Genomic DNA, 19,177 nt, shown 5'->3' with positions numbered 1-19,177 from the left:
AAAGAGAAGTGGATGCGGCGGTAAACGGTCGGGGAAACCCAGGGGCTATGGTCGCCGTCCTCGACGTCGGCAAGACCAATGTCAAGCTGAGCGCGGTCGAGGCGGACGGGGCGGTCGTCGAGATCGTCAGCATTCCCAATCCCGTTGTGCCCGGGCCGCCCTGGCGTCATCATGATCTCAAGAGCTTGGGTGAGTGGGTTTTCGAGACTCTCGCGGCTCTGTCACGGCGCTACGATCTCGCCGCCGTCGTGACCGCCGGACACGGCTCGGGCGGCGTGCTGACGGGTGCGGATCCGGATGCCGGCGATGGTGCGGTGCTGCCGATGATCGATTACGAGCAGACGTTGCCAGCCGACATCCGCGACGGCTATGCGCCGCTTGCCGGTTCCTTTCTCGATCGCGGCAGTGCCACGATGCATGGCGCCACGCATCAGGCCCGCCAGCTCTATTGGATGGAGGAGCGGGAGCCGGATGCGTTCGGCAAAGCCCGCTGGTACCTCGGCCTGCCGCAATATTGGGCCTGGCGGCTCTCCGGCGTCGCGGCGTCGGAAACGAGCTTTCTCGGAGCCCAGTCGCATCTCTGGAATGTCGCGGAAAGCCGCTGGGCGCCGATCGTGCGTGCCCGCGGCTGGGAGCCGCTGATGGCGCCCTTCGCCAAGGCATGGCAGGCGCTTGCGCCGATCCGGACTGAACTCGTGCAGCGATATGGCCTGCCGGGAGAAATGCGTGTGCTGACGGGGGGCCACGACAGCAGCCTCAACCATTACCGCTATCACGCCGCGGGTCTGCGGGATTTCATCGTGATCTCGACGGGAACATGGATCGTCGGCTTTTCCCGTTCGACGCCGCTCGAGCGCCTAGACGAGCACCGCGGCATGACCTTGAACAGCGACGTATTCGGAAATAGCCTCGGGGGCATTCTGACGATGGGCGGACGTGAGTTCTCCCATGTCGCCGGCGGCGATCCGCCGGCAGAACACGCGTCCCTCGGTGTCCTTGCGCACCTTGTCGCGCAGCGGACCTTCGCCGTTCCCTCGTTCGGCGACGACGACGGCCTTTTTCCCGGCAGCGCGGGGAGGGGGCGAATTCTCGGGTCGCCGCCTGAGACGGCAATGGAACGCAAAGTTCTGGCGCTCCTTTACTGCGCGCTGCTTACCGTCGAGTGCATCGAGACGCTCTCCGAAGATCGCCTTGTCGTGCTCGACGGCAGCTTCCTGCGCGATCCGCTCTATGCGGGCGTCGTGGCGGCGCTGCTCCCGGAGCGCCAAGTGCGCTTCAACCTCGACGCCTATGGCGTTGCCGCCGGGGCGGCGCTGCTTGCCGGGCACGAAACGCGTGACGGGCCGGCGCCGCTCACCGTTAGCGAACCGCCCGATCTTGGCGTGCTCCAGCGCCAACTTTGCCGCTACGCCGCCGATTGGCGCAGGCTCTCCCGTGGAGAGCCGGGCAACCGAGACGAACTCCGGAACACGAAAGGAAGTCTTCATGGCTGAAACAGCGACAACCGACAAGCTGGCGCTCAGGCGCGACATGGTGGACATCTGCCGGCGCATGAATACGAGCGGTATCAATCAGGGCACGGCCGGCAATCTCTCCGTGCGGACCGATGACGGCTTTCTCATCACGCCCTCGTCAATGCCCTATGAGACGATGCAGCCCGAGGACCTGGTGGAGATGGGCTTCGACGGCACCTATGTCGGCCGTCGGCCGTCGTCCGAATGGCGCTTCCATCGCGATATCCTGCGTGAACGCGCCGATATCAACGTCGTGCTGCACTGCCATTCGATATACGCGACGACGCTTGCCTGTCATCACAAGACCATCCCGAGCTTTCATTACATGACGGGCATTGCCGGCGGCACGACGATCCGTTGCGCCGAATACGCGACCTTCGGCACGCAGGCGCTCTCCGTCAACGCGCTTGTCGCCCTCAAGGACCGCATGGCCTGTCTGCTTGGCCAGCACGGCCAGATCTCGCTCGGCAAGACGCTTGAGTCCGCACTGTGGCTGGCGATCGAGGTCGAGACTCTGTCACGAATCTACGTTCAGGCCTTGACCCTCGGCGAGCCGCCGATCCTGCCCGACGACGAGATGGAGCGCGTCATCGCGCAGATGCGGCGCATGAGCTATGGCCAGGCGCCCGATGCGGAAGGCGTGAACGACATCGCCCGCCCGCGGTCGCCGCAATGACGGCGACCGCGCCGCCTTCATCTTTCAAGTCCTCCGTAAGGGAGGTCAGGCCTTCGCGATCGATCCAGAACCTGTACTTCCGGTCCACTCACGGCTCGTCCGCGAGCGCCCTCTTGTCGAGGCCGAACTTCTGCATCTTCTCGTAAAGCGTCTTGCGTGAAATGCCGAGCGACTCGTAGACGGGCTTCAGCGCTCCGCCGTGTGCCGCAAGTGCGCTGGCGATGACGCTCTTTTCGAAGGCGGCTACCCTGTCGGCGAGGCGCGGGCTGTCGGCGGGCGCAGTCGTGTCCTCCCCTTCGACATCGAGCCCCAGCACCAACCGCTCGGCGGCATTGCGTAGCTCGCGCACATTGCCCGGCCAGTCGCGCGCTGCCATTTCGGAGGCGAGGGAGGGCGAAATATCGATGTCGTCGCGACCGTAGCGGGCGGCGGATTCGCGCACGAGCTGCATGAAAAGCAAGGGAATGTCGGAGCGGCGCTGGGAAAGCGGCGGGACGCGCAGCGTTGCGACGTTCAGTCGATAGAGAAGGTCCGCGCGGAACCGGCCGCCGGCTACCTCGCGCTCCAGATCGACCTTGCTGGTCGCAATGAAACGCACGTCGAGCGGCACGGTCTCGTTTGAGCCGAGACGGGTTATCACGCGCTCCTGCAGCACGCGAAGGAACTTCGCCTGCAGGTCGAAAGGCATGGAGCCGATCTCGTCGAGCAGGATCGTGCCGCCGCGGCCATGCTCGAACTTGCCGTAGCGCGGCCTGAGCGCCCCGGGAAAGGCACCCGGCTCGTGGCCGAAGAGCTCGCTCTCGATCAGGTTTTCCGGCAGGGCCGCGCAATTAATCGCGATGAAGGGGCCGCTGGCACGGCCGCTCAAATCGTGCAGCGCGCGGGCGACGACTTCCTTGCCTACGCCGGTTTCGCCGATGATCAGCGTGTCGGCGTCCGAAGCGCCGATCGCCCGGATGCGGTAGCGCAAATCGACCATCACTTGGCTGCGCCCAGGCAGGCGATGCTCGATGTCGTCGCGCTTGCCCGCAACGGCTCTGAGGCGCCGGTTTTCGAGCACGAGCCCGCGCCAGTCGAGGGCGCGGCGGATGGTTCCGGCAAGCATCTGCGCCGTGAACGGCTTCTCGACGAAGTCGTAGGCGCCCTCACGCATCGCCCGGACCGCGAGCTGGACGTCGCCATGACCGGTCACGAGAATCACCGGCAGCTCGGCATCGATCTCGCGAATGCGCTGCAGGAACGTCATCCCGTCCACGCCGGGCATGCGGATATCGCTGATGACGACGCCCGGGAAGCTGAAGCCGATCAGCTCTAGTGCATGTTCGGCACTGGCGAACGTGTCGACGCGAAAGCCGGCGAGCTCGAGCGCCTGCGCGCTCGAACGGCGCAACTCCTCTTCGTCGTCCACGAGCAGGATGCGGCTCTCGTTCACTCGGCGGCCTCGCGTCCGGCCCGTTCGGCGAGGGCGAGCTCGATGCGGAACACGGCGCCTCCTTCGGGATGGTTCGACACCGCCAGGCTGCCGCCGAAGTCCTTGACGATATTATAGGAAATGGAAAGGCCGAGGCCGAGCCCTTTGCCGACGCCCTTTGTGGTGTAGAACGGGTCGAAGATGCGCTCGGCAATCGCGGGCGCCACGCCCGGGCCGCGGTCGCGCACCGTGAGCACCGCCCTGTCGCCCTCGCGCCAAGCGCGCACCGAGATGCGTCGATCTTCGAGCCCTTCGACGGCGTCGGCGGCGTTGGAGACGACATTGACGAGCACCTGCTGCAATCGGACCGAACCCGCCCGGACCACGGGCGGTTCGCCGCCGAGATCGATGTCGACTTCAGCATCCGACGCCTTCAGCCGTGCCGCGACGATCTCCATGGTGTCGTGCATCACCTCTTCGAGGCGAACGGGTCCGAGCTTCTCATTGGGCTTGCGGGCGAAATTGCGCAGGTGCCGGCTGATCGAGGCCATACGATCGATCAGTCCGGAAATGCGCCTCACATTGTCGCTTGCCTCGTCGGTCCGTCCGCGTTCGATCAACAATTGGGCGCTGTCGGCATAGGTCTTGGCCGCGGCCAGCGGCTGATTGAATTCGTGCGAGAGCGCCGCCGACATCTGGCCGAGGCCTGCTAGCTTGCCCGCCTGGATAAGGTCCGCCTGCGTCTGGCGCAATTGCTGCTCGGTGAGCCGCCTCTCGGCGATCTCCGCTTCGATCTGGGCGTTGACGCGGGCAAGATCGGCCGTGCGCTCCTCGACCCGGCGCTCGAGTTCCTCTTGGGCCTGCTCTTGCATCAGCATACGTTCGCGCAACCGCACCCGCCGCTGGAAGAGGACAGCGATCGCTAGTCCCGCAAGGCAGATGAGCAACATGGCGGCCGCGATCGTGGTCAGCGCCTGTGTCCGCACCGAGGCCGTGTCCGTGAGCACGTTCACCGTCCAATCCGCCTCGGGCATGTAATGCGAAAGGACGAGGTATTCCCGGCGGCTTTCGCCTGCCGTGATCGTCATGAACTGGTGGCCGGAACGCTCGCTACGCACGACCGGAAGCGGGTGGAGGATGGCGTCGGCATAACGCCGCGAGGCTTCGGTGCGTGCGAGCCGTTCCGGCGTCAGCGGCAGGATACCGGCGTAAAGCCATTCCGGGTTGCCGCTCATGAAGATGACGCCTTCGGGATCGGAAACGAAAATCCTGTATTCGCCGCCCTGCCAGGAAGCCTCGATGGTTTCGATGTCGACCTTGAAGACGATGACGCCGCGGATATCCTCGCCCACGCGGACCGGCGCGCCGAAATAGTAGCCGCGCTTCAGCGATGTCGTCCCGAGGGCGTAGAAGCGGGATTGCTTTCCCTTGACCGCGTCCTGGAAATAGGGGCGGTAGCTGAAATTCTCGCCGACGAAGCTCGTCGGTCCGTCATAGTTGCTGGCGGCAATCGTCTCGCCGTCCGGCGTGATGACATAGATGTCGGAGGAGCGGAGAAGCTCGTTGATTTCCTTGAGGTAACCGTTGACGCTTTCCCGCAGCCTCCGGTCGCGGGGACGCGTAACCAGTTCCTTGACGTCGTCGTGGTCGGCAATAAGTGCCGGGAGAGCCTGATAACGGTTGAGATGACCGTTGAGGGCGGCGACCGCCAGCCTCAGCGCCGTGTTCGCCTGTGCCGACGCCTCCTGCATGTAGCTGAGCGTCGCGAGCGTCGTTCCCTGCACGGCAAGCACCGTAGCGGCGATCGGCAGCAGGCAGAGCACAAGCACGAAACGGTATCTCACGGAATGCCTGGGCTCCTCCTCCCTCGCATGGCTGATCATGTAAAAGGATCGTAGAAGGCCGCCCCTGTGATGGCAAGAGAGTACACTAATCGTCAACGGTCTGAAGTGTTCGTCAACGCAACATTGACAATGCGTTCCTGCGAGCAGGGCTTTCGCGAACGGCTTCGGCGGCGCATCTATTCGCCATCGGCTAAGCCCCGCATCGAAGCGGGCAGAAAGGAAGCGCACAATGCTCGACCAGATCAAAGGCCTGCACCACGTCACCTCCATGGCGGATGATGCCCGCACCAACAACCATTTCTTCACGAACACGCTCGGCCTGCGCCGCGTGAAGAAAACGGTGAACTTCGATTCGCCGGATGTCTACCATCTCTATTACGGCGACGAGATCGGCACGCCCGGCACGGTCATGACCTACTTCCCCTTTCCGCAGATGCCGCGTGGCCGTGCCGGCACGGGCGAGGTCGGAACGACCGTCTTCTCCGTTCCACAAGGTTCGCTCGGCTTCTGGCGAGATCGGCTGGCGCAGCTCGGCATCGGCGGTCTCAAGGAAGAGGAAAGCTTCGGAGAGAAGCGCCTGAATTTTGCCGGTCCCGACGGCGACGGCTTTGCCCTGGTCGAGGTCAAGGACGATCCGCGTGCGCCCTGGACCGAAAGCGGCATTTCCGAGGACCATGCAATTCGCGGCTTCCACTCGGTCGCCATGCGGCTGCGCGACGAAGGCGCGACGGCGGAATTGCTCAAGTTCATGGGCTATGAGGAGCTCGACAGGAAGGACGGCGTTACGCGGCTCGTCGTGCCGGGCGGCAACGGCGCGAGCCTCATCGACCTCGAGACGCTGCCGAATATCAGCCGCGCGGCGCAAGGCGCCGGCTCCGTGCATCACGTCGCCTTCGCGGTCGACAACCGCGACAAACAGCTCCAAGTGCGCAAGGCGCTGATGGACACCGGCTATCACGTGACACCCGTCATCGATCGCGATTATTTCTGGGCGATCTATTTCCGCACGCCAGGCGGCGTTCTCTTCGAGATCGCCACCAACGAACCGGGCTTCGATCGCGACGAGGACATTGCCCACCTCGGCGAGGCGCTGAAGCTGCCGCAGCAGCACAAGCACCTGCGGCCGATCCTCGAGAGCCATTTGCAGAAGCTCGAAGGCTAACTGGCCCCGGCAAGCCCCTCGTCCGCTCGCACGGGCGAGGGGCAGTGTTCAACATCGAGTGGCGCGTCCGCACATGGCGGGCAGCAGAGGAGAATTCAGTGGTCGATCATGGTTATGTGCACAAGTTGAAGGCCGGCAAGCCTGGCAGTCCGATCCTCTTTGTGCTCCACGGGACCGGCGGAGACGAGAACCAGTTCTTCGGCGTCGGGGCGCAGCTTCTGCCCGAGGCGACGATCGTTTCGCCGCGCGGCGATGTGTCGGAACATGGCGCCGCGCGCTTCTTCAGGCGAACGGGCGAGGGGGTCTACGACATGGCGGATCTAGCCCGCGCCACGCAGAAGATGACGAACTTCGTAAAAACACTAGCGGCCGAGCACGAAGCTTCTGAGATAATCGGCCTCGGCTACTCGAACGGCGCCAACATTCTCGCCAACGTGCTGATCGAAGAAGGCCTTCTCGACAAGGCGGTCCTCATGCATCCGCTGATCCCCTTCCGGCCGAAGGACAATCCGACGCTCGCAGGGCGCAGGATACTGATCACCGCCGGCGAACGCGACCCGATCTGCCCGGCCCCACTGACGCAGGCGCTCGGCGAGTATTTCATGGCGCAGAAGGCGGCCGTTGAAGTGGAATGGCATTCCGGCGGCCATGACATCCGCCAGAACGAGATTGCTGCGGTCGAGCGGTTCCTGAGAGGATAAGAAAATCGGCGGCCGTGAGGCCGCCATTTTTTGATTGGCTTACTCCAGTCGGCGGCGGAAGAGCCAGGCGGCGGAGGAGAGCGTGACGACGGCGATCAGGCAGAGCGGCAGCGTCTGGCGGACGACTTCCGCAAGCGGGATATCCTTGAGGAAAACGCCTTTCACGATCACCAGGAAGTAACGCAGCGGATTGATGAGGGTTACCGGCTGGAGCCAGGAGGGCATGTTCTCGATGGGCGTCGCGAAGCCGGAGAGCAGCATGGCCGGCACCATGAACAGGAAGGCACCGAGGATCGCCTGCTGCTGCGTCATCGATAGCGCCGAGATGAAGAGACCGAGCCCGACGACCGCGGCGAGATAGAAGATCGCGCTGCCATAGAGCAGAAGGAGCGAGCCTCGCAGCGGCACCCCGAAGACGAAAACCGCGGCAAGAATATAGATGGTGATGTGGAACAGCCCGATCATCATCGGCGGAATCAACTTGCCGAGCAGGATCTCGTGGGTGCGCAGTGGGGAAACGATAAGCTGGTCGAAGGTGCCGAGTTCGCGCTCGCGTGCAACGGACAGCGCGGTGACGATGAGCCCGATCAGCAGTGCGATACTCGCGACAAGGTTCGGCACCATGAACCATTGAAAGGTGAGGTTGGGGTTGAACCAGTTGCGTGCCTCGACTTGAGTGACGTCGGATGCAGCGCGTTTGCCGGCGGGTGTTTCGGCTGCAACACTGCCGACGATACGCCCGACATAGCCGGAAACGATCTGCGAGGCGTTGGAGCGCCGCCCGTCGAGGATCACCTGCACCTCGGCCGGCCTTCCCGCCTCGATATCGCGGGAGAAGGTGGGGCCGATTTCGACGGCCGCGAGCACGCGCTGGGTGTCGAGCGCGAAGCGGACTTCCGCCGGGCTGGCGGCGAGAGTGACGCTACGGAAGGTCGGCGAGCCGCCGATCTGCTGGATGATTTCCTGGCTCCAGTGACCGTGGTCGCGGTTCAGCACCATCAGGTCGACGTTCTTCACTTCGAGCGTCGCTGCGTAGGAGAAGACAAGAAGCTGTAAGATCGGCGGGCCGATCAGGACCGTGCGGCCCTTCGGGTCGCGCAGCACCGCCAGCAGTTCCTTGACGATCAGGGCTTTCAGCCGCGTCCACAACATATCAGCCGATCCTCTTTCTGGTGCTGCGTGCCGCAAGCGCGAAGAATATGCAGCCGATCAGAAACATCACCGCAATCGAGCGGGCAAACATCGGCCAGATGTCGCCGGCGAGAAACACCGTCTGGAGGCTCGGGATCAGGTAGCGCGCCGGCACGATATAGGTGATCCACTGGATGACGGTGGGCATGGAGTTGATCTCGAACAGGAAGCCGGACAGGAGGAACGCAGGCAGGAAGGCCGAGATCAGCGCGAGCTGTGAGGCAAGGAACTGGTTCTTGGTGGCGGCCGAGATCAGCAGCCCTTGCCCGAGTGCCGGCATCAGGAAGGTTGCCGAGAGCGCGTAAAGCGCTGCAATCGAGCCGCGGAAAGGTACACCGAAGAGGAAGACGGCGATGAGCACGCAGAGCGTCATCGATGTCAGGCCGAGGATGAAATAGGGGAGCAGCTTGCCGGCGAGCAGTTCGGCGGCGGAAACCGGCGTCGCCATCATCGCCTCCATCGTACCGCGCTCCCATTCGCGGGCGACGACGAGCGAAGTGAGCAGCGTGCCGACCAGCGTCATGACGATCGCGATCGACCCCGGCACGAGGAAGTTCCGGCTCGTCAGTTCCGGATTGAACCAGAAGCGCTGATCGGCGGCGATTGCCGGTGGAGGGCTCCGGCCTTCGCTCGCGCGCTGGCGCTCCCAATTCGCGACGGTGCCTTGCGCGTAGTTCTGCACGAAGTTGGCCGTGTTCGGGTCCGAACCGTCGACGATCACCTGGACCGTCGGGTGGCGCCCCGCCGCATGGTCGGCGGTAAAGTTTGCCGGAACGACCAGGATGCCGCGCACGCGGCCGAGCACGAGATCGTCCTCGAATTCTCGGCGGTCGCGACCGTTGACAACCGAGAAATAGCGGGACGCCTCGAAGCTCGCGGCGAGATCGCGGGTGAGCGGCGTCGCCTCCTCAATGACGAGGGCGACCCGCGTACGCGTCGTGTCGAGGGACACGCCGTAGCCGAAGAGGAAGAGCAGGATCATCGGCAGGACGAAGGCGATCAGAATACTGCTCGGATCGCGCACCACCTGATAGCTCTCCTTGCGCACGAGCGCGGCGAAACGCCGTGCCCGGCCGGCTCGCTCCGGCTTGCGGTCGAGCTTGCGCATCACGTTCATGCCGCCTCCTTCGCCTCCGAGCCCTGCACGAGTGCCACGAAGGCGTCCTCCATCGTCGGATCGGGAAGGTCCTTGCTCGCGACACGTGCCTTCATCTCGTCCGGCGAGCCGAGCGCAATCGAGCGGCCGCGATAGATGAGCGAAATGCGGTCGCAATATTCCGCCTCGTCCATGAAATGCGTGGTGACGAGCACAGTTACGCCTTTTTCGACGAGTCCATTGATATGGCTCCAGAACTCGCGCCGGGTGATCGGATCGACGCCGGACGTAGGCTCGTCGAGGAAAAGAACTTCCGGCTCGTGCAACACGGCTGAGGCGAGCGCGAGGCGCTGCTTAAGGCCGAGCGGCAGGTCCTTCGCCGACATGTCGTGGATCGAGCGAAAATCGAAGATCTCGGTCATGAGATCGATGCGTTCGCGCTTTCTGGCACCGGAAAGCCCGTAGACGCCGGCAAAGAAATTCAAGTTCTGTATGACGCTCAGGTCTCCATAGAGAGAGAATTTCTGCGCCATGTAACCGAGCCGGTTGCGCGCCTCGGCTGCGTCCCGCCGCAAGTCGAAGCCGGCGACCCGGCCTTCGCCGGCGCTGGGTTTTAAAAGACCGCACAGCATCTTGAAGGTGGTCGATTTGCCCGCACCGTTCGGACCGAGCAGGCCAAAAATCTCGCCACGGGGGATGTCGAAGGTGATGCTATCGGCCGCGGTGAAATCGCCGAAACGTTTGGTCAACCCGCGCGCTTCGATGACCGGCCTGGCCGCTTCCGCTGTGAAAGCCCTCTGCGTTTCGGCAAGCCTGGAGCGGCCGCCGGGACCTCCGCCGAGCATGTCGACGAAGGCATCCTCGAAGCGCGGCGGCGTGACGCTGGCGCGCGCGGGGGGCGCCCCGTCAGGGGTACCGAGCGTGGGAGGGGGGAGGCCCGGTTTCATCACCAGTCGGATCGCTTCGCCCTGGATGACGCCGTCGACCACACCGTCCTCATCGAGAAGGCGCGCGAGCCTGTCGCGGCGGCGGCCACCGACGCCGGAAAGGCGGAAGACGCGATCTTCGACGCGACCCGTCATCTCCTGCGGCGGACCGGAGAACAGCAACCTTCCCTGGTTGAGCAGGAAGACGTGATCACAGGCCTCCGCCTCCTCGAGATAAGCGGTCGACCAGACGACGCCGATGCCTTCAGCTGTCAGATTTTCCACCATTTTCCAGAGGTCGCGCCGCGAAATCGGATCGACGCCGACGCCGGGCTCGTCGAGGAGCAGCAGACGCGGCTTGCGCAGAAGCGCGCAGGCGAGGCCAAGCTTCTGCTTCATGCCGCCGGAGAGCTTTCCGGCGAGTCGTGCCGTGAAGCGGGCAAGATCGGTGAATTCGAGCAGTTCGGCGAAGGTGCGGCCGCGCTCCGTCTTCGGCAGGCCGCGCAGATCGGCGTAGAGATCGAGATTTTCCTGAACCGTCAGGTCCTCATAAAGGCCGAAACGCTGCGGCATATAGCCGATCGCCGCCTGGATGGCGGCGGGGTCCCTGCGCGTGTCGTAGCCGAGCACTTCGACGGTTCCTTCGTCCGCCAGCATCAGCCCCGTCATCAGTCGGATCAGCGTCGTCTTGCCGGCGCCATCGGGACCGACGAGGCCGGTGATCCGGCCGCCTAGGATGACGCCTTCGATGGCGTCGAGGGCAGGGGATGCGGCGCCGAACCGTTTCGTCACGGCGGAGAGCCGGACAAAGGGGGCGGCGTCGATTTCCGTCCGCGGGGCCGACATTATGAGCTCTCCCCGAAACCTGGCAGATGCACGGTGACCGGCATGCCTTGGCGCAGGTCCGGACCCGGATTGGCGATGACGATCCTGAGCCTGTAAACGAGGTCGGTTCTAAGCTCCGGCGTCTCGACCGACTTCGGCGTGAATTCCGCAACCGGAGAGACGAAGCCGACGGTTCCTTCATAGCCGCGGTCGGGAGCCGTGTCGGATGTCACTCTGACCTTCATGCCCGGGTGAACACGGCCGAGATCGGGTTCGGCGATATAGGCGCGGACCCACACCGGCTCGGTCAGCGACAGCACGTAGACGGTGTCCGCCGGCGAAACGATCGCGCCGGTTTCACGCACGCGCGAGAGGATGACGCCGGCACCCGGGGCGGTGAGCTCCGTGTCCTTGAGGGAGGTGCGGGCGCTCGCGGCCTTGGCGGTCGCCGCGTGCACCTGTGCCTCCGCGGCAGCTATGTCCTCGATGCGGCTTCCCTCTTCGAGCAGTTCCAGCGCATGTCGGGCGGAGTTCGCGCGGGCGGCGGCGGCGGCCCGGCTTGCGCTTGCCTGATCGAGGTCGGCCTGCGAGATCGTGCCATTGGGCCGCAACTGGCGGGCGCGCTGGTAGGCGAGCTCGGCGTTCTCGAGATCGGCAAGGCGCTCCTCGTGAGCGGCACGCGCTTGCGCAATTTCGGTGGACCGTGCGCCGGCCTTGAGTTTTGCGAGCGTCGCCTTGAGGGCTTCCGCATCCGCCTCGGCGGCATCGAGCGCCTGCTGGAACGGCTCGGCGTCGAGCCTCGCGATCGCGTCGCCCGCCTTGACTGCATCACCCTCGTCGACGTGGAGTTCGGCAATGCGTCCGCTGACCCGGAAGCCGAGCGAGACCTGGCGGATATCGACATTGCCGTAAAGCACCTGCTGCCGGTTGTCTTTCGCAAAGCCGAGGCGCGCCGGCACGTCGAACCACCAGCCGCCGACGGCCGCTGCGGCGAGCAGAAGAACGAGAATGGCGATCTTCCTCATGATTGGCGGTCCTTCTCTGCACCGAGCACCGCGACAAGCTCGGCGGCGTGACGCTGCAATATCTCGAGTTCGCGCGGGCCTGCCGTTTCCCATTCGAGCTGCGCGTAGACGGCTGCATGGGCCGTACGGAAGACGAGAACGCTGCCAACGAAGGAGAGCGTCCTCAGGCGTATGTGTTCGGAGGCCGGATCATCCTTGAGGATGGCGCCGATCAGGCGCCGTGCCATCTCGATCATCGGTCGCATGATATTGCCGTAGATGCGCCTGAAAGCCTCGGTGGGCTCCATCTGCTCGCGAATGATGAACCGCGCCCAGCTTTCGGATTCCTCGCTGACGAAGAGAACAACCATGCGTTGGACGATCTGGGTGAGGTGCTGTCGTGCCTCCGCGGTGGTCATCTGCGCGCCCTGAGCATCGAGCTCCGCGAACCGTGTCAGGATGGCCGCGCGCAGGTCGCCGACGTGGCTACCGATGATCGAGGCGAGGTGCTCGGCCGCGGCAATGAAAAGCCCTTCCTTGCCACCGAAATAATAGGGGATCGCCTGGAGATTGACACCCGCCGCATCTGCGAGCTTTCGCGTTGTAGCGCCGTCGAAGCCGTAGCGTCCGAAGACGTCGATGGCCGAGTTCAAGAGCTTCTCGCGGGTTACGTCGCCGCGCTCGGCCCGAAGCTGCGTGTTGTGGTGGCTCTCTTTCATCATGGGCTCATATTATGCCATTCGTTCGACTAAGTCAATCGATCGAATGAACCGCGACGCAGCTCAGCACCACAGCGCCGTGTGTTTTTCCAGACGCACAAAGGACGCTGTAGCACTTTGAATCGCTGCATGTTTTTGTCCTTAAATCGGGTACGATTTAAGGAAACATGCAGTAGGACGGCCGAACACGCGCTAGGCGCGTCCACATGAGGGCGTGACGAGAATTGCTAAAAGAAGCGGCGGATCAGGCGACCTCCTGGACGGCGCCCAGTCGGCGCTGGAAAAGGGCAGCGATGAGGTCCGACTGCGTGACGATGCCGACGACCCGGTTGTTGGCGTCGACGACCGGCATGTGGTGCAGCCCCATATCGGCCATCGGTGGCACCAGCTTCGCGATCATCGTTTCCGGCACGGCCGACTGCACGCGCCTCGTCATGATATCGGAAACAAGACGGGGCGATTTCGCCGGCAAGCCGATGATATTGCCGACCCGCTCGCGCAGGCCGACCTGCAGCCGTCCGTCAGGTGTGAGTGTCGCGTGCTTCATGAAGTCCGTTTGAGTGATGATACCGACAAGGCCATCGGCTTCCGTCACGACCGGCAAGGCCTTGATGCGGTGGTCGAGCAGCATTTTCCACGCTTTGCGCAGCGGCGCCTGCGGTTCGATGGTCAAGACATTGCGCGACATGATCTCTGCGCAAGTGGTCTCGCCGGAGCGCCGGGTGAAGGCGCGCGTCTGCGCCTGATGAATGAACGCATCCAGTTCCTCGGGACTGACGTCGACGACCTCACCATACTGGGCCAGCACGGCTTGCAAGTCTTCGGGTACGACCCCGAGACGCTGGCTCGGCACGGGATCCTGCGTTTGATGGGGGTTCGGCGCGGGCGCAAGATGCGGATAGCGCCGGCCGGTGAGATTGTTGAAGACGAGCGCGGCTGTCAGGATGACCAGCGAATTGATGGCGACCGGAGAGAGCACGAATGCATAACCGGCCTCGCGAATGACAGGGCCGCCGAGAACCGCAGTGAGCGCGACGGCCCCGCTCGGCGGGTGCAGGCAACCAAGGACCAGCATGACGCCGATCGCCAGCGCGACGGCAATGGCGGCTGCCACCACCGGATTGGGAATGAGCAAGGCGCAGGTGACGCCGACGGTCGCGGCAACGACATTGCCGCCGAGGATCGACCAGGGCTGTGCAAGCGGGCTTGACGGCGCGGCGAAGAGCAGCACGGCCGAGGCGCCCATTGGCGCGATGAGCAGCGGCAGGCTGGCATCGGCGCCTACCGCAACCGCGCTGATGAATCCCGTCGACAGGACCCCGACGAGAGCGCCGCATGATGCGCGCAAGCGTTCCCAATGGCTGATCGGCGCAAGCGATGGGAGGAAGCGCCGGAAGAAGGCCGAAGCTTTGAACATGGATACTCTTGAGGCGGGTCGAGAGACGTTGCACAGCCCAATAGCATGTGATCAATCGCTGGGCACGAAATCCGCATCCAAGAAAATGCGTCGGATTAAAAAATAAGCATCGTGCCTACTGCATGTCTCCTTAAATCGACTCGATCTAAGGACGAAGACATGCAGCAACTCAAAGGCGCCGTAGCAAGCATCCGTCGCGCGAGGGTGCTATCCGAACAGCGAATGTGTGATTCACAGCGCCGCGGCGAAATCGACCGCGATTTTCGTTCCCTTGTCTGGCGCCGTGTCGATCGCGATCTTCGCCTTGTGAAGCTCGGCGATTCGGTGAACGATCTTGAGACCCAGTCCGAGTTCGCCCGAGCGCTTGACGTAGCCGAGATCCTCATTGTGTTCCGGGAGGTCCACGAGCCCCTTGCCGTCATCCTCGACGGAGACAAACGGTCCCGGGCCGCAGGTGACGACGATGCGAGTGCCTTCCGGATTGTGCTTCACGGCATTTTCGATCAGGTTGCGTAGCATGTTCTCGACTAGGGCCGGGATCACCGTCACCGGCGTCGTGCCGTGGTCGACGAATTCGATGGACTTGCCGTGGTCGAACACGAAAGGCGCCGTGGCCTCGGCAACCTCCGCGCCGATCCGGGAAAGGCTGGCGCTTCGATAGGCCGAGGGGTCGACGGCATCGGCACGGGCGAGCGAGGTCAATTGCTCCAGGATGTGCGTCAGCGCGTCGAGATCGCGCTCGGCGTTACGGGCACGAGGATCGTCGATGCGGCTCAGTTCCATCTTGGCGATCGAAACCGGTGTGCGGATTTCGTGTGCGATAGAGGAAGAGAACACCTTCTGCGACTGGATCAGGTCGGCAACACGCGCCAGCAGACGGTTGACGGCCGCGACGAGGCGCTCGACCTCCTGCGGCATGCGGGCTGAGGGCAGCCGGGCATTGCCGTCGCGCGGATCGATTGCATCGGCGGCTCGCACCGCCATCGCTACCGGTTTGAGCGCGTTGCGGATCGACCAGATCGTCGCGCCGATGACGAGGCAGAACATCAGCGTCATCGGAACGATCATGGAATCGAACATCTCGCGAAGCAGCACGCTGTACATGAAGCCGTTCGGGTCCTTAATCACCGCAAGTTCGACGAGGACCGTCATGCCGTTGCGTTCGAAGGATTGGCCTCCCGCGACACTGAAGGGCTTGCCCGGCTCGATCTGCCGCATCCAGAAGCTCGGGGGGTTGACCTCCAGCGGCAGAAAATGCGCGGCGCAGTCTAACGTGCAATTGGAGAAGAGCACTGAGCCGGACGTGGTGCGTACCCTGACATAGATCGCCCCTGGCCGTCCCTCCCAATCTAGATAACGCTCCCTTAGCTCGGTGCCTGGCTTGAACGTCACGAGCCCGTCATGAGTGGCGATGGCCCGCGCGAGGGTCTCGGTCTCCTCTTGCAGCATCAAGACGCTGAGCTCGTCGTCGTCGAACCAGTAGTCGGCGAAAACCACCCCGATCTGCAGGATCATGGCCAGCAGCGAAAAGGCGATGATGCGTCGTGCAACGATGCCGATCAGCGAGGGATTGCGCTTTCTCATAGAGCGGTCCGCAGCAGATAGCCGATGCCGCGCACGGTTTCGATCTGGACACCCGTCGCGAGCGGCTGCAACCGCTTTCGAACGCGAGAGACGGCAAGCTCGAGCGCATTCGAGCTGAGTTCCTGCCCGTATTCCGATAGCGCGATCTCGAGCCGGCGCTTCGGAACCACGCGTCCTACCTCGCGCATCAGGATCTCGAGCAGGGAGCGTTCGCGTGGGGGGAGGGGTATCATCGCCCCATCGCAGGTGAGCTCCGCCGTCGCCGGATCGAAGCGCAAGGCGCCGGCTTCGAGCACCGGCTGTATCGCTTGCGGATTGCGCCTCAACATGGCCCTGCAGCGGGACAAAAGTTCGCGATGGTGAAAGGGCTTGACGAGGTAATCGTCGGCCCCGGCATCCAGCCCTTGCACCCGCTCATCGACGGAACCGCGCGCCGTGATGATCAGAACCGGCAGGCCGGCATGCTCCTGTCTTATCCATTTCAAAAGGTCGAGACCTTCGCCGTCGGGGAGGCCGAGATCGAGAAGGACGAGATCGTGCTCTCGTTCGGTGATCGCTGCCTCTGCCTCGCGCAGGCTCGACACCGCATCGAGCCGCCATCCTGCCTCTCGCATGGTCTCGCCGACGAGCTCGATGAGGCGGGGACTGTCTTCGACGAGCAGCAAGCGCATGCGTTTTCCTGAGTTCAAGCCATGTCACGGCCGCCGACCATAGGGGCTTTTGCTCGAAGTGCCAACGTTCCGCAAGCTGCGCTCTTTCGCTCTAATTCTCAACTTCCGCCCTAACGATCTCTGCCGTTACGGGGTTCATGTAGACGTCGGCGCGTCCGTGCTTCCTCGTGAACGCAAAGATCTCGTAGCAGGAGCCGCTGACCTTGATCGCGCGCACCTCCGGGTAGCCCGCCTCACGGATCCTGACGGTCGCAGCATCAAGGGTCATCCAGGCCGATCGCGGCTCATTCGTGCAGGACATGTCGTCCTCAGCGTGAGCGAGGCCGGGAAGAGCGACCGCGGCCAACGCACAAACAAATAACGGTTTCATAGCCAGCTCCCTCGATCAACAGGCCACCTCAGCGAGTCGGGGCGAGACCGTGTCTTCGCAAGCCTGTCGAAAGGCTGTCCGCTGCTCGCATCTCGTAAAGCAACCCCGCCCTTCCACGATCCTTCGCCGACAGCGCTTCGACAGCTTGCCCGCTGTACTGCCGGAAGCATCGAGACGCGCCCGCCGATTCGGGCGGAGTCGTCTGCCGGGCGGCCGTGCAACTTCAATCCCGGCGTAACCAACGAGAGCAACGAGCTCGCATTCTTGGAGAAAAGTGTTTTGACCATCTTCAGAATTCGCCGGCCGGAGATCGGCAGTATTGCGTTGAGCGCGATCGTCACCCTCTATCTGTTGCTGTTGACCAACAATTCTTTCTGGAGCCATGCGATAGTCTATTTCGATCGCGCCTGGCCCGGCCTGCTGTCGCTCGGCGCTGCGCTCTGCCTCACGACATTCGCCGTGCTGACGTCCCTGTCCATGAAGTACGTGATGAAGCCGGTGATCATTCTTCTGATCGTCATATCGGCCGCCGCCGCCTATTTTACCGACAGCTTCGGGGTGGTCATCGACAAGGGCATGATCGGCAATGCCGCTGTTACGACCGGGGCCGAGGCCAGTCACCTGTTGACGGGCAGCCTCCTGCTTCACCTCGCGTTCTACGCCTTCATTCCGTCGCTTCTGATCGTCTGGATAAAGGTGAGACACCGACGCTTTCTCGCAAAAGCGGCCGTCAATTTCCTTTTCATAGCGCCGGCGCTGGTTTTGAGCGGCGCACTCATCTACGCCAATTTTGCGACGATCGCCTACGCGATGCGAGAGCACCGGGACCTGATGGTGAGGTTCAACCCCGCAGGCCCCATGACTTCGGCAGTGCGTTACGCCCTCTCCACATACCGCGAGCGCAATCTGGTCGTGCAGCCGCTTGGAACCGACGCGAAAGGGGGAACTCGAATTGCAAGTGCCGGCAAGCCCGTCGTGGTCGTCGTGGTCGCGGGCGAGACCGCGCGGGCGATGAATTTTTCGCTGAATGGCTATCACCGCGAGACGAATCCGGAGCTCAAGGCGCTCAGCGTCGTCAACTACCGCAACACGACGAGCTGCGGTACGGCGACCGCCGTGTCATTGCCCTGCATGTTTTCCGTCTATCCGCGCAAGCAATATAGCGACTGGAAGGCCCGCTCCACGGAGAACCTGGTCAACGTGTTGACGCATGCCGGTGTTTCGGTCACCTGGTGGGACAACAATACAGGCAGCAAGGGCATCGCCGACCTCATCAGCTTCGCAAGCATGACCCGGCAGAAGAACAATCCGCTCTGCAAGAACGGCGAATGCCTCGATGAGATCTTCCTGGACGAACTTGACAGGAAGCTCGGCGCGACGACGGCAAACAGTGTCATCGTGCTGCACCAGCTCGGCAGCCACGGCCCGTCCTATTACCTGCGCTATCCCGAGGCGTTCCGCCGCTTCACCCCCGACTGCCGTACGGCGGAGCTGATGCGTTGCTCTACCGAGGAAATCGTCAACGCGTACGACAATACGATCCTCTACACAGACCACATCCTCGCCAGTGTCGCACGGCTCCTCGAAAAGCATCAGGACCGCATCGCCGGGGCGATGATCTACATGTCGGACCACGGCGAGTCGCTCGGCGAGAACGGAATTTATCTGCACGGCGCGCCTTATGCGATCGCACCGAAAGAGCAGACGCAGGTGCCCTTCCTTGCCTGGTTCTCGAAGCCATACCAGGCGGCAATGGGTATCGACACCGGCTGCCTTGCGAAGGATGCCGACGAGCCGAGATCGCACGACAACCTGTTTCATACCGTGCTCGGCATGATGGACGTCCAGACCAAGGTCTATAACCGCAATCTCGACGCCTTTGCGGTCTGTACGCGGCCGGATGTCCGGGAGAAGACAACGCCGGCTTACCATGCGGCGCAGAATTTGGAGCTTGTAGCGCCGGTCGACGAGCCGCAGGCGAGATCGGCGCGCGATCTTCTGTAATCGTGCCAAGGCGACGGATCCAAGGACTATGAAGGCGAGGGAAGCTGTCGAAGATTTGTCAA

At 63.4% G+C, this 19,177-nt stretch carries 16 protein-coding genes; 5 read left to right on the top strand and 11 right to left on the bottom strand.

Annotated features, from left to right (window positions below; all coding sequences use genetic code 11):
* Window positions 1-47 precede the first annotated feature (47 nt).
* Together M728_RS21080 and M728_RS21075 are read left to right on the top strand one after the other, a co-directional pair.
* Window positions 48-1,493 (top strand): FGGY-family carbohydrate kinase, encoded by a 1,446-nt coding sequence (locus M728_RS21080; protein ID WP_156943379.1) that lies wholly within the window; start codon window positions 48-50, stop codon window positions 1,491-1,493.
* A complete protein-coding gene (locus M728_RS21075; protein WP_026619801.1) occupies window positions 1,486-2,190 on the top strand; it encodes a class II aldolase/adducin family protein in 705 nt (234 codons plus the stop codon). Before M728_RS21080 ends, M728_RS21075 begins: the two co-directional genes overlap by 8 nt.
* 88 nt (window positions 2,191-2,278) lie before the next feature.
* Here the strand turns inward: M728_RS21075 and M728_RS21070 are convergent, their stop codons facing one another.
* Window positions 2,279-3,622 (bottom strand): sigma-54 dependent transcriptional regulator, encoded by a 1,344-nt coding sequence (locus M728_RS21070; protein WP_026619802.1) that lies wholly within the window; start codon window positions 3,620-3,622, stop codon window positions 2,279-2,281.
* Entirely contained in the window at window positions 3,619-5,445 is a 1,827-nt protein-coding gene (locus M728_RS21065) for a sensor histidine kinase (protein ID WP_026619803.1), read from the bottom strand. The genes M728_RS21070 and M728_RS21065 overlap by 4 nt, the downstream gene beginning before the upstream one ends.
* A 229-nt stretch (window positions 5,446-5,674) precedes the next feature.
* On the opposite strand from M728_RS21065, the gene M728_RS21060 reads away from it, so the two are divergent.
* Both M728_RS21060 and M728_RS21055 read left to right on the top strand, forming a co-directional pair.
* On the top strand, window positions 5,675-6,607 hold the full coding sequence (locus tag M728_RS21060) for a VOC family protein (RefSeq protein WP_026619804.1): 933 nt from the start codon (window positions 5,675-5,677) through the stop codon (window positions 6,605-6,607).
* A 98-nt stretch (window positions 6,608-6,705) separates the two neighbouring features.
* Entirely contained in the window at window positions 6,706-7,308 is a 603-nt protein-coding gene (locus tag M728_RS21055; protein WP_026619805.1) for an alpha/beta hydrolase, read from the top strand.
* Window positions 7,309-7,347: 39 nt separating this feature from the next.
* Here the strand turns inward: M728_RS21055 and M728_RS21050 are convergent, their stop codons facing one another.
* From M728_RS21050 to M728_RS21010, 9 genes are all read right to left on the bottom strand, one after another.
* Window positions 7,348-8,460 (bottom strand): ABC transporter permease, encoded by a 1,113-nt coding sequence (locus M728_RS21050; RefSeq protein ID WP_026619806.1) that lies wholly within the window; start codon window positions 8,458-8,460, stop codon window positions 7,348-7,350.
* Window position 8,461: 1 nt separating this feature from the next.
* Window positions 8,462-9,607, bottom strand: a complete 1,146-nt coding sequence (locus M728_RS21045) for an ABC transporter permease (RefSeq protein WP_034883279.1) — start codon at window positions 9,605-9,607, stop codon at window positions 8,462-8,464.
* A 5-nt stretch (window positions 9,608-9,612) separates the two neighbouring features.
* Entirely contained in the window at window positions 9,613-11,367 is a 1,755-nt protein-coding gene (locus tag M728_RS21040) for an ATP-binding cassette domain-containing protein (protein WP_026619808.1), read from the bottom strand.
* Window positions 11,367-12,371, bottom strand: coding sequence for a secretion protein HlyD (hlyD, locus tag M728_RS21035; protein ID WP_026619809.1), 1,005 nt, complete (start codon window positions 12,369-12,371; stop codon window positions 11,367-11,369). The genes M728_RS21040 and hlyD overlap by 1 nt, the downstream gene beginning before the upstream one ends.
* Complete coding sequence (locus M728_RS21030; protein ID WP_026619810.1) at window positions 12,368-13,072, bottom strand: CerR family C-terminal domain-containing protein; 705 nt, start codon at window positions 13,070-13,072, stop codon at window positions 12,368-12,370. Before M728_RS21030 ends, hlyD begins: the two co-directional genes overlap by 4 nt.
* 241 nt (window positions 13,073-13,313) lie before the next feature.
* On the bottom strand, window positions 13,314-14,486 hold the full coding sequence (locus M728_RS21025) for an HPP family protein (RefSeq protein ID WP_026619811.1): 1,173 nt from the start codon (window positions 14,484-14,486) through the stop codon (window positions 13,314-13,316).
* 231 nt (window positions 14,487-14,717) lie between these two features.
* On the bottom strand, window positions 14,718-16,070 hold the full coding sequence (locus M728_RS21020; protein ID WP_026619812.1) for a HAMP domain-containing sensor histidine kinase: 1,353 nt from the start codon (window positions 16,068-16,070) through the stop codon (window positions 14,718-14,720).
* The gene (locus M728_RS21015) at window positions 16,067-16,741 is read right to left on the bottom strand and encodes a response regulator transcription factor (RefSeq protein WP_026619813.1); all 675 of its coding nucleotides are present in this window, start codon (window positions 16,739-16,741) and stop codon (window positions 16,067-16,069) included. The genes M728_RS21020 and M728_RS21015 overlap by 4 nt, the downstream gene beginning before the upstream one ends.
* A 91-nt stretch (window positions 16,742-16,832) precedes the next feature.
* The gene (locus M728_RS21010) at window positions 16,833-17,111 is read right to left on the bottom strand and encodes a PepSY domain-containing protein (RefSeq protein ID WP_026619814.1); all 279 of its coding nucleotides are present in this window, start codon (window positions 17,109-17,111) and stop codon (window positions 16,833-16,835) included.
* Window positions 17,112-17,390: 279 nt separating this feature from the next.
* Here M728_RS21010 and M728_RS21005 point away from each other — a divergent pair, with 279 nt between their 5' ends.
* Complete coding sequence (locus tag M728_RS21005; RefSeq protein WP_034883250.1) at window positions 17,391-19,115, top strand: phosphoethanolamine transferase; 1,725 nt, start codon at window positions 17,391-17,393, stop codon at window positions 19,113-19,115.
* The last annotated feature ends 62 nt before the right edge of the window (window positions 19,116-19,177 follow it).

Source organism: Ensifer sp. WSM1721 (assembly GCF_000513895.2).
In the GTDB taxonomy this organism is placed as follows: domain Bacteria; phylum Pseudomonadota; class Alphaproteobacteria; order Rhizobiales; family Rhizobiaceae; genus Sinorhizobium.
The sequence above is the reverse complement of the archived record's forward strand: the minus strand, read 5'-3'. Positions and strand labels throughout refer to the sequence as shown.

Excerpts from the sequence above, each read along its gene's own strand:
- M728_RS21080 (WP_156943379.1), top strand. The coding sequence starts at position 48 with ATGGTCGCCGTCCTCGACGTCGGCAAGACCAATGTCAAGCTGAGCGCG.
- M728_RS21075 (WP_026619801.1), top strand. The coding sequence starts at position 1,486 with ATGGCTGAAACAGCGACAACCGACAAGCTGGCGCTCAGGCGCGACATG.
- M728_RS21060 (WP_026619804.1), top strand. The coding sequence starts at position 5,675 with ATGCTCGACCAGATCAAAGGCCTGCACCACGTCACCTCCATGGCGGAT.
- M728_RS21050 (WP_026619806.1), bottom strand. The coding sequence starts at position 8,460 with ATGTTGTGGACGCGGCTGAAAGCCCTGATCGTCAAGGAACTGCTGGCG.
- M728_RS21045 (WP_034883279.1), bottom strand. The coding sequence starts at position 9,607 with ATGCGCAAGCTCGACCGCAAGCCGGAGCGAGCCGGCCGGGCACGGCGT.
- M728_RS21040 (WP_026619808.1), bottom strand. The coding sequence starts at position 11,367 with ATGTCGGCCCCGCGGACGGAAATCGACGCCGCCCCCTTTGTCCGGCTC.
- hlyD (WP_026619809.1), bottom strand. The coding sequence starts at position 12,371 with ATGAGGAAGATCGCCATTCTCGTTCTTCTGCTCGCCGCAGCGGCCGTC.
- M728_RS21030 (WP_026619810.1), bottom strand. The coding sequence starts at position 13,072 with ATGATGAAAGAGAGCCACCACAACACGCAGCTTCGGGCCGAGCGCGGC.
- M728_RS21025 (WP_026619811.1), bottom strand. The coding sequence starts at position 14,486 with ATGTTCAAAGCTTCGGCCTTCTTCCGGCGCTTCCTCCCATCGCTTGCG.
- M728_RS21020 (WP_026619812.1), bottom strand. The coding sequence starts at position 16,070 with ATGAGAAAGCGCAATCCCTCGCTGATCGGCATCGTTGCACGACGCATC.
- M728_RS21015 (WP_026619813.1), bottom strand. The coding sequence starts at position 16,741 with ATGCGCTTGCTGCTCGTCGAAGACAGTCCCCGCCTCATCGAGCTCGTC.
- M728_RS21010 (WP_026619814.1), bottom strand. The coding sequence starts at position 17,111 with ATGAAACCGTTATTTGTTTGTGCGTTGGCCGCGGTCGCTCTTCCCGGC.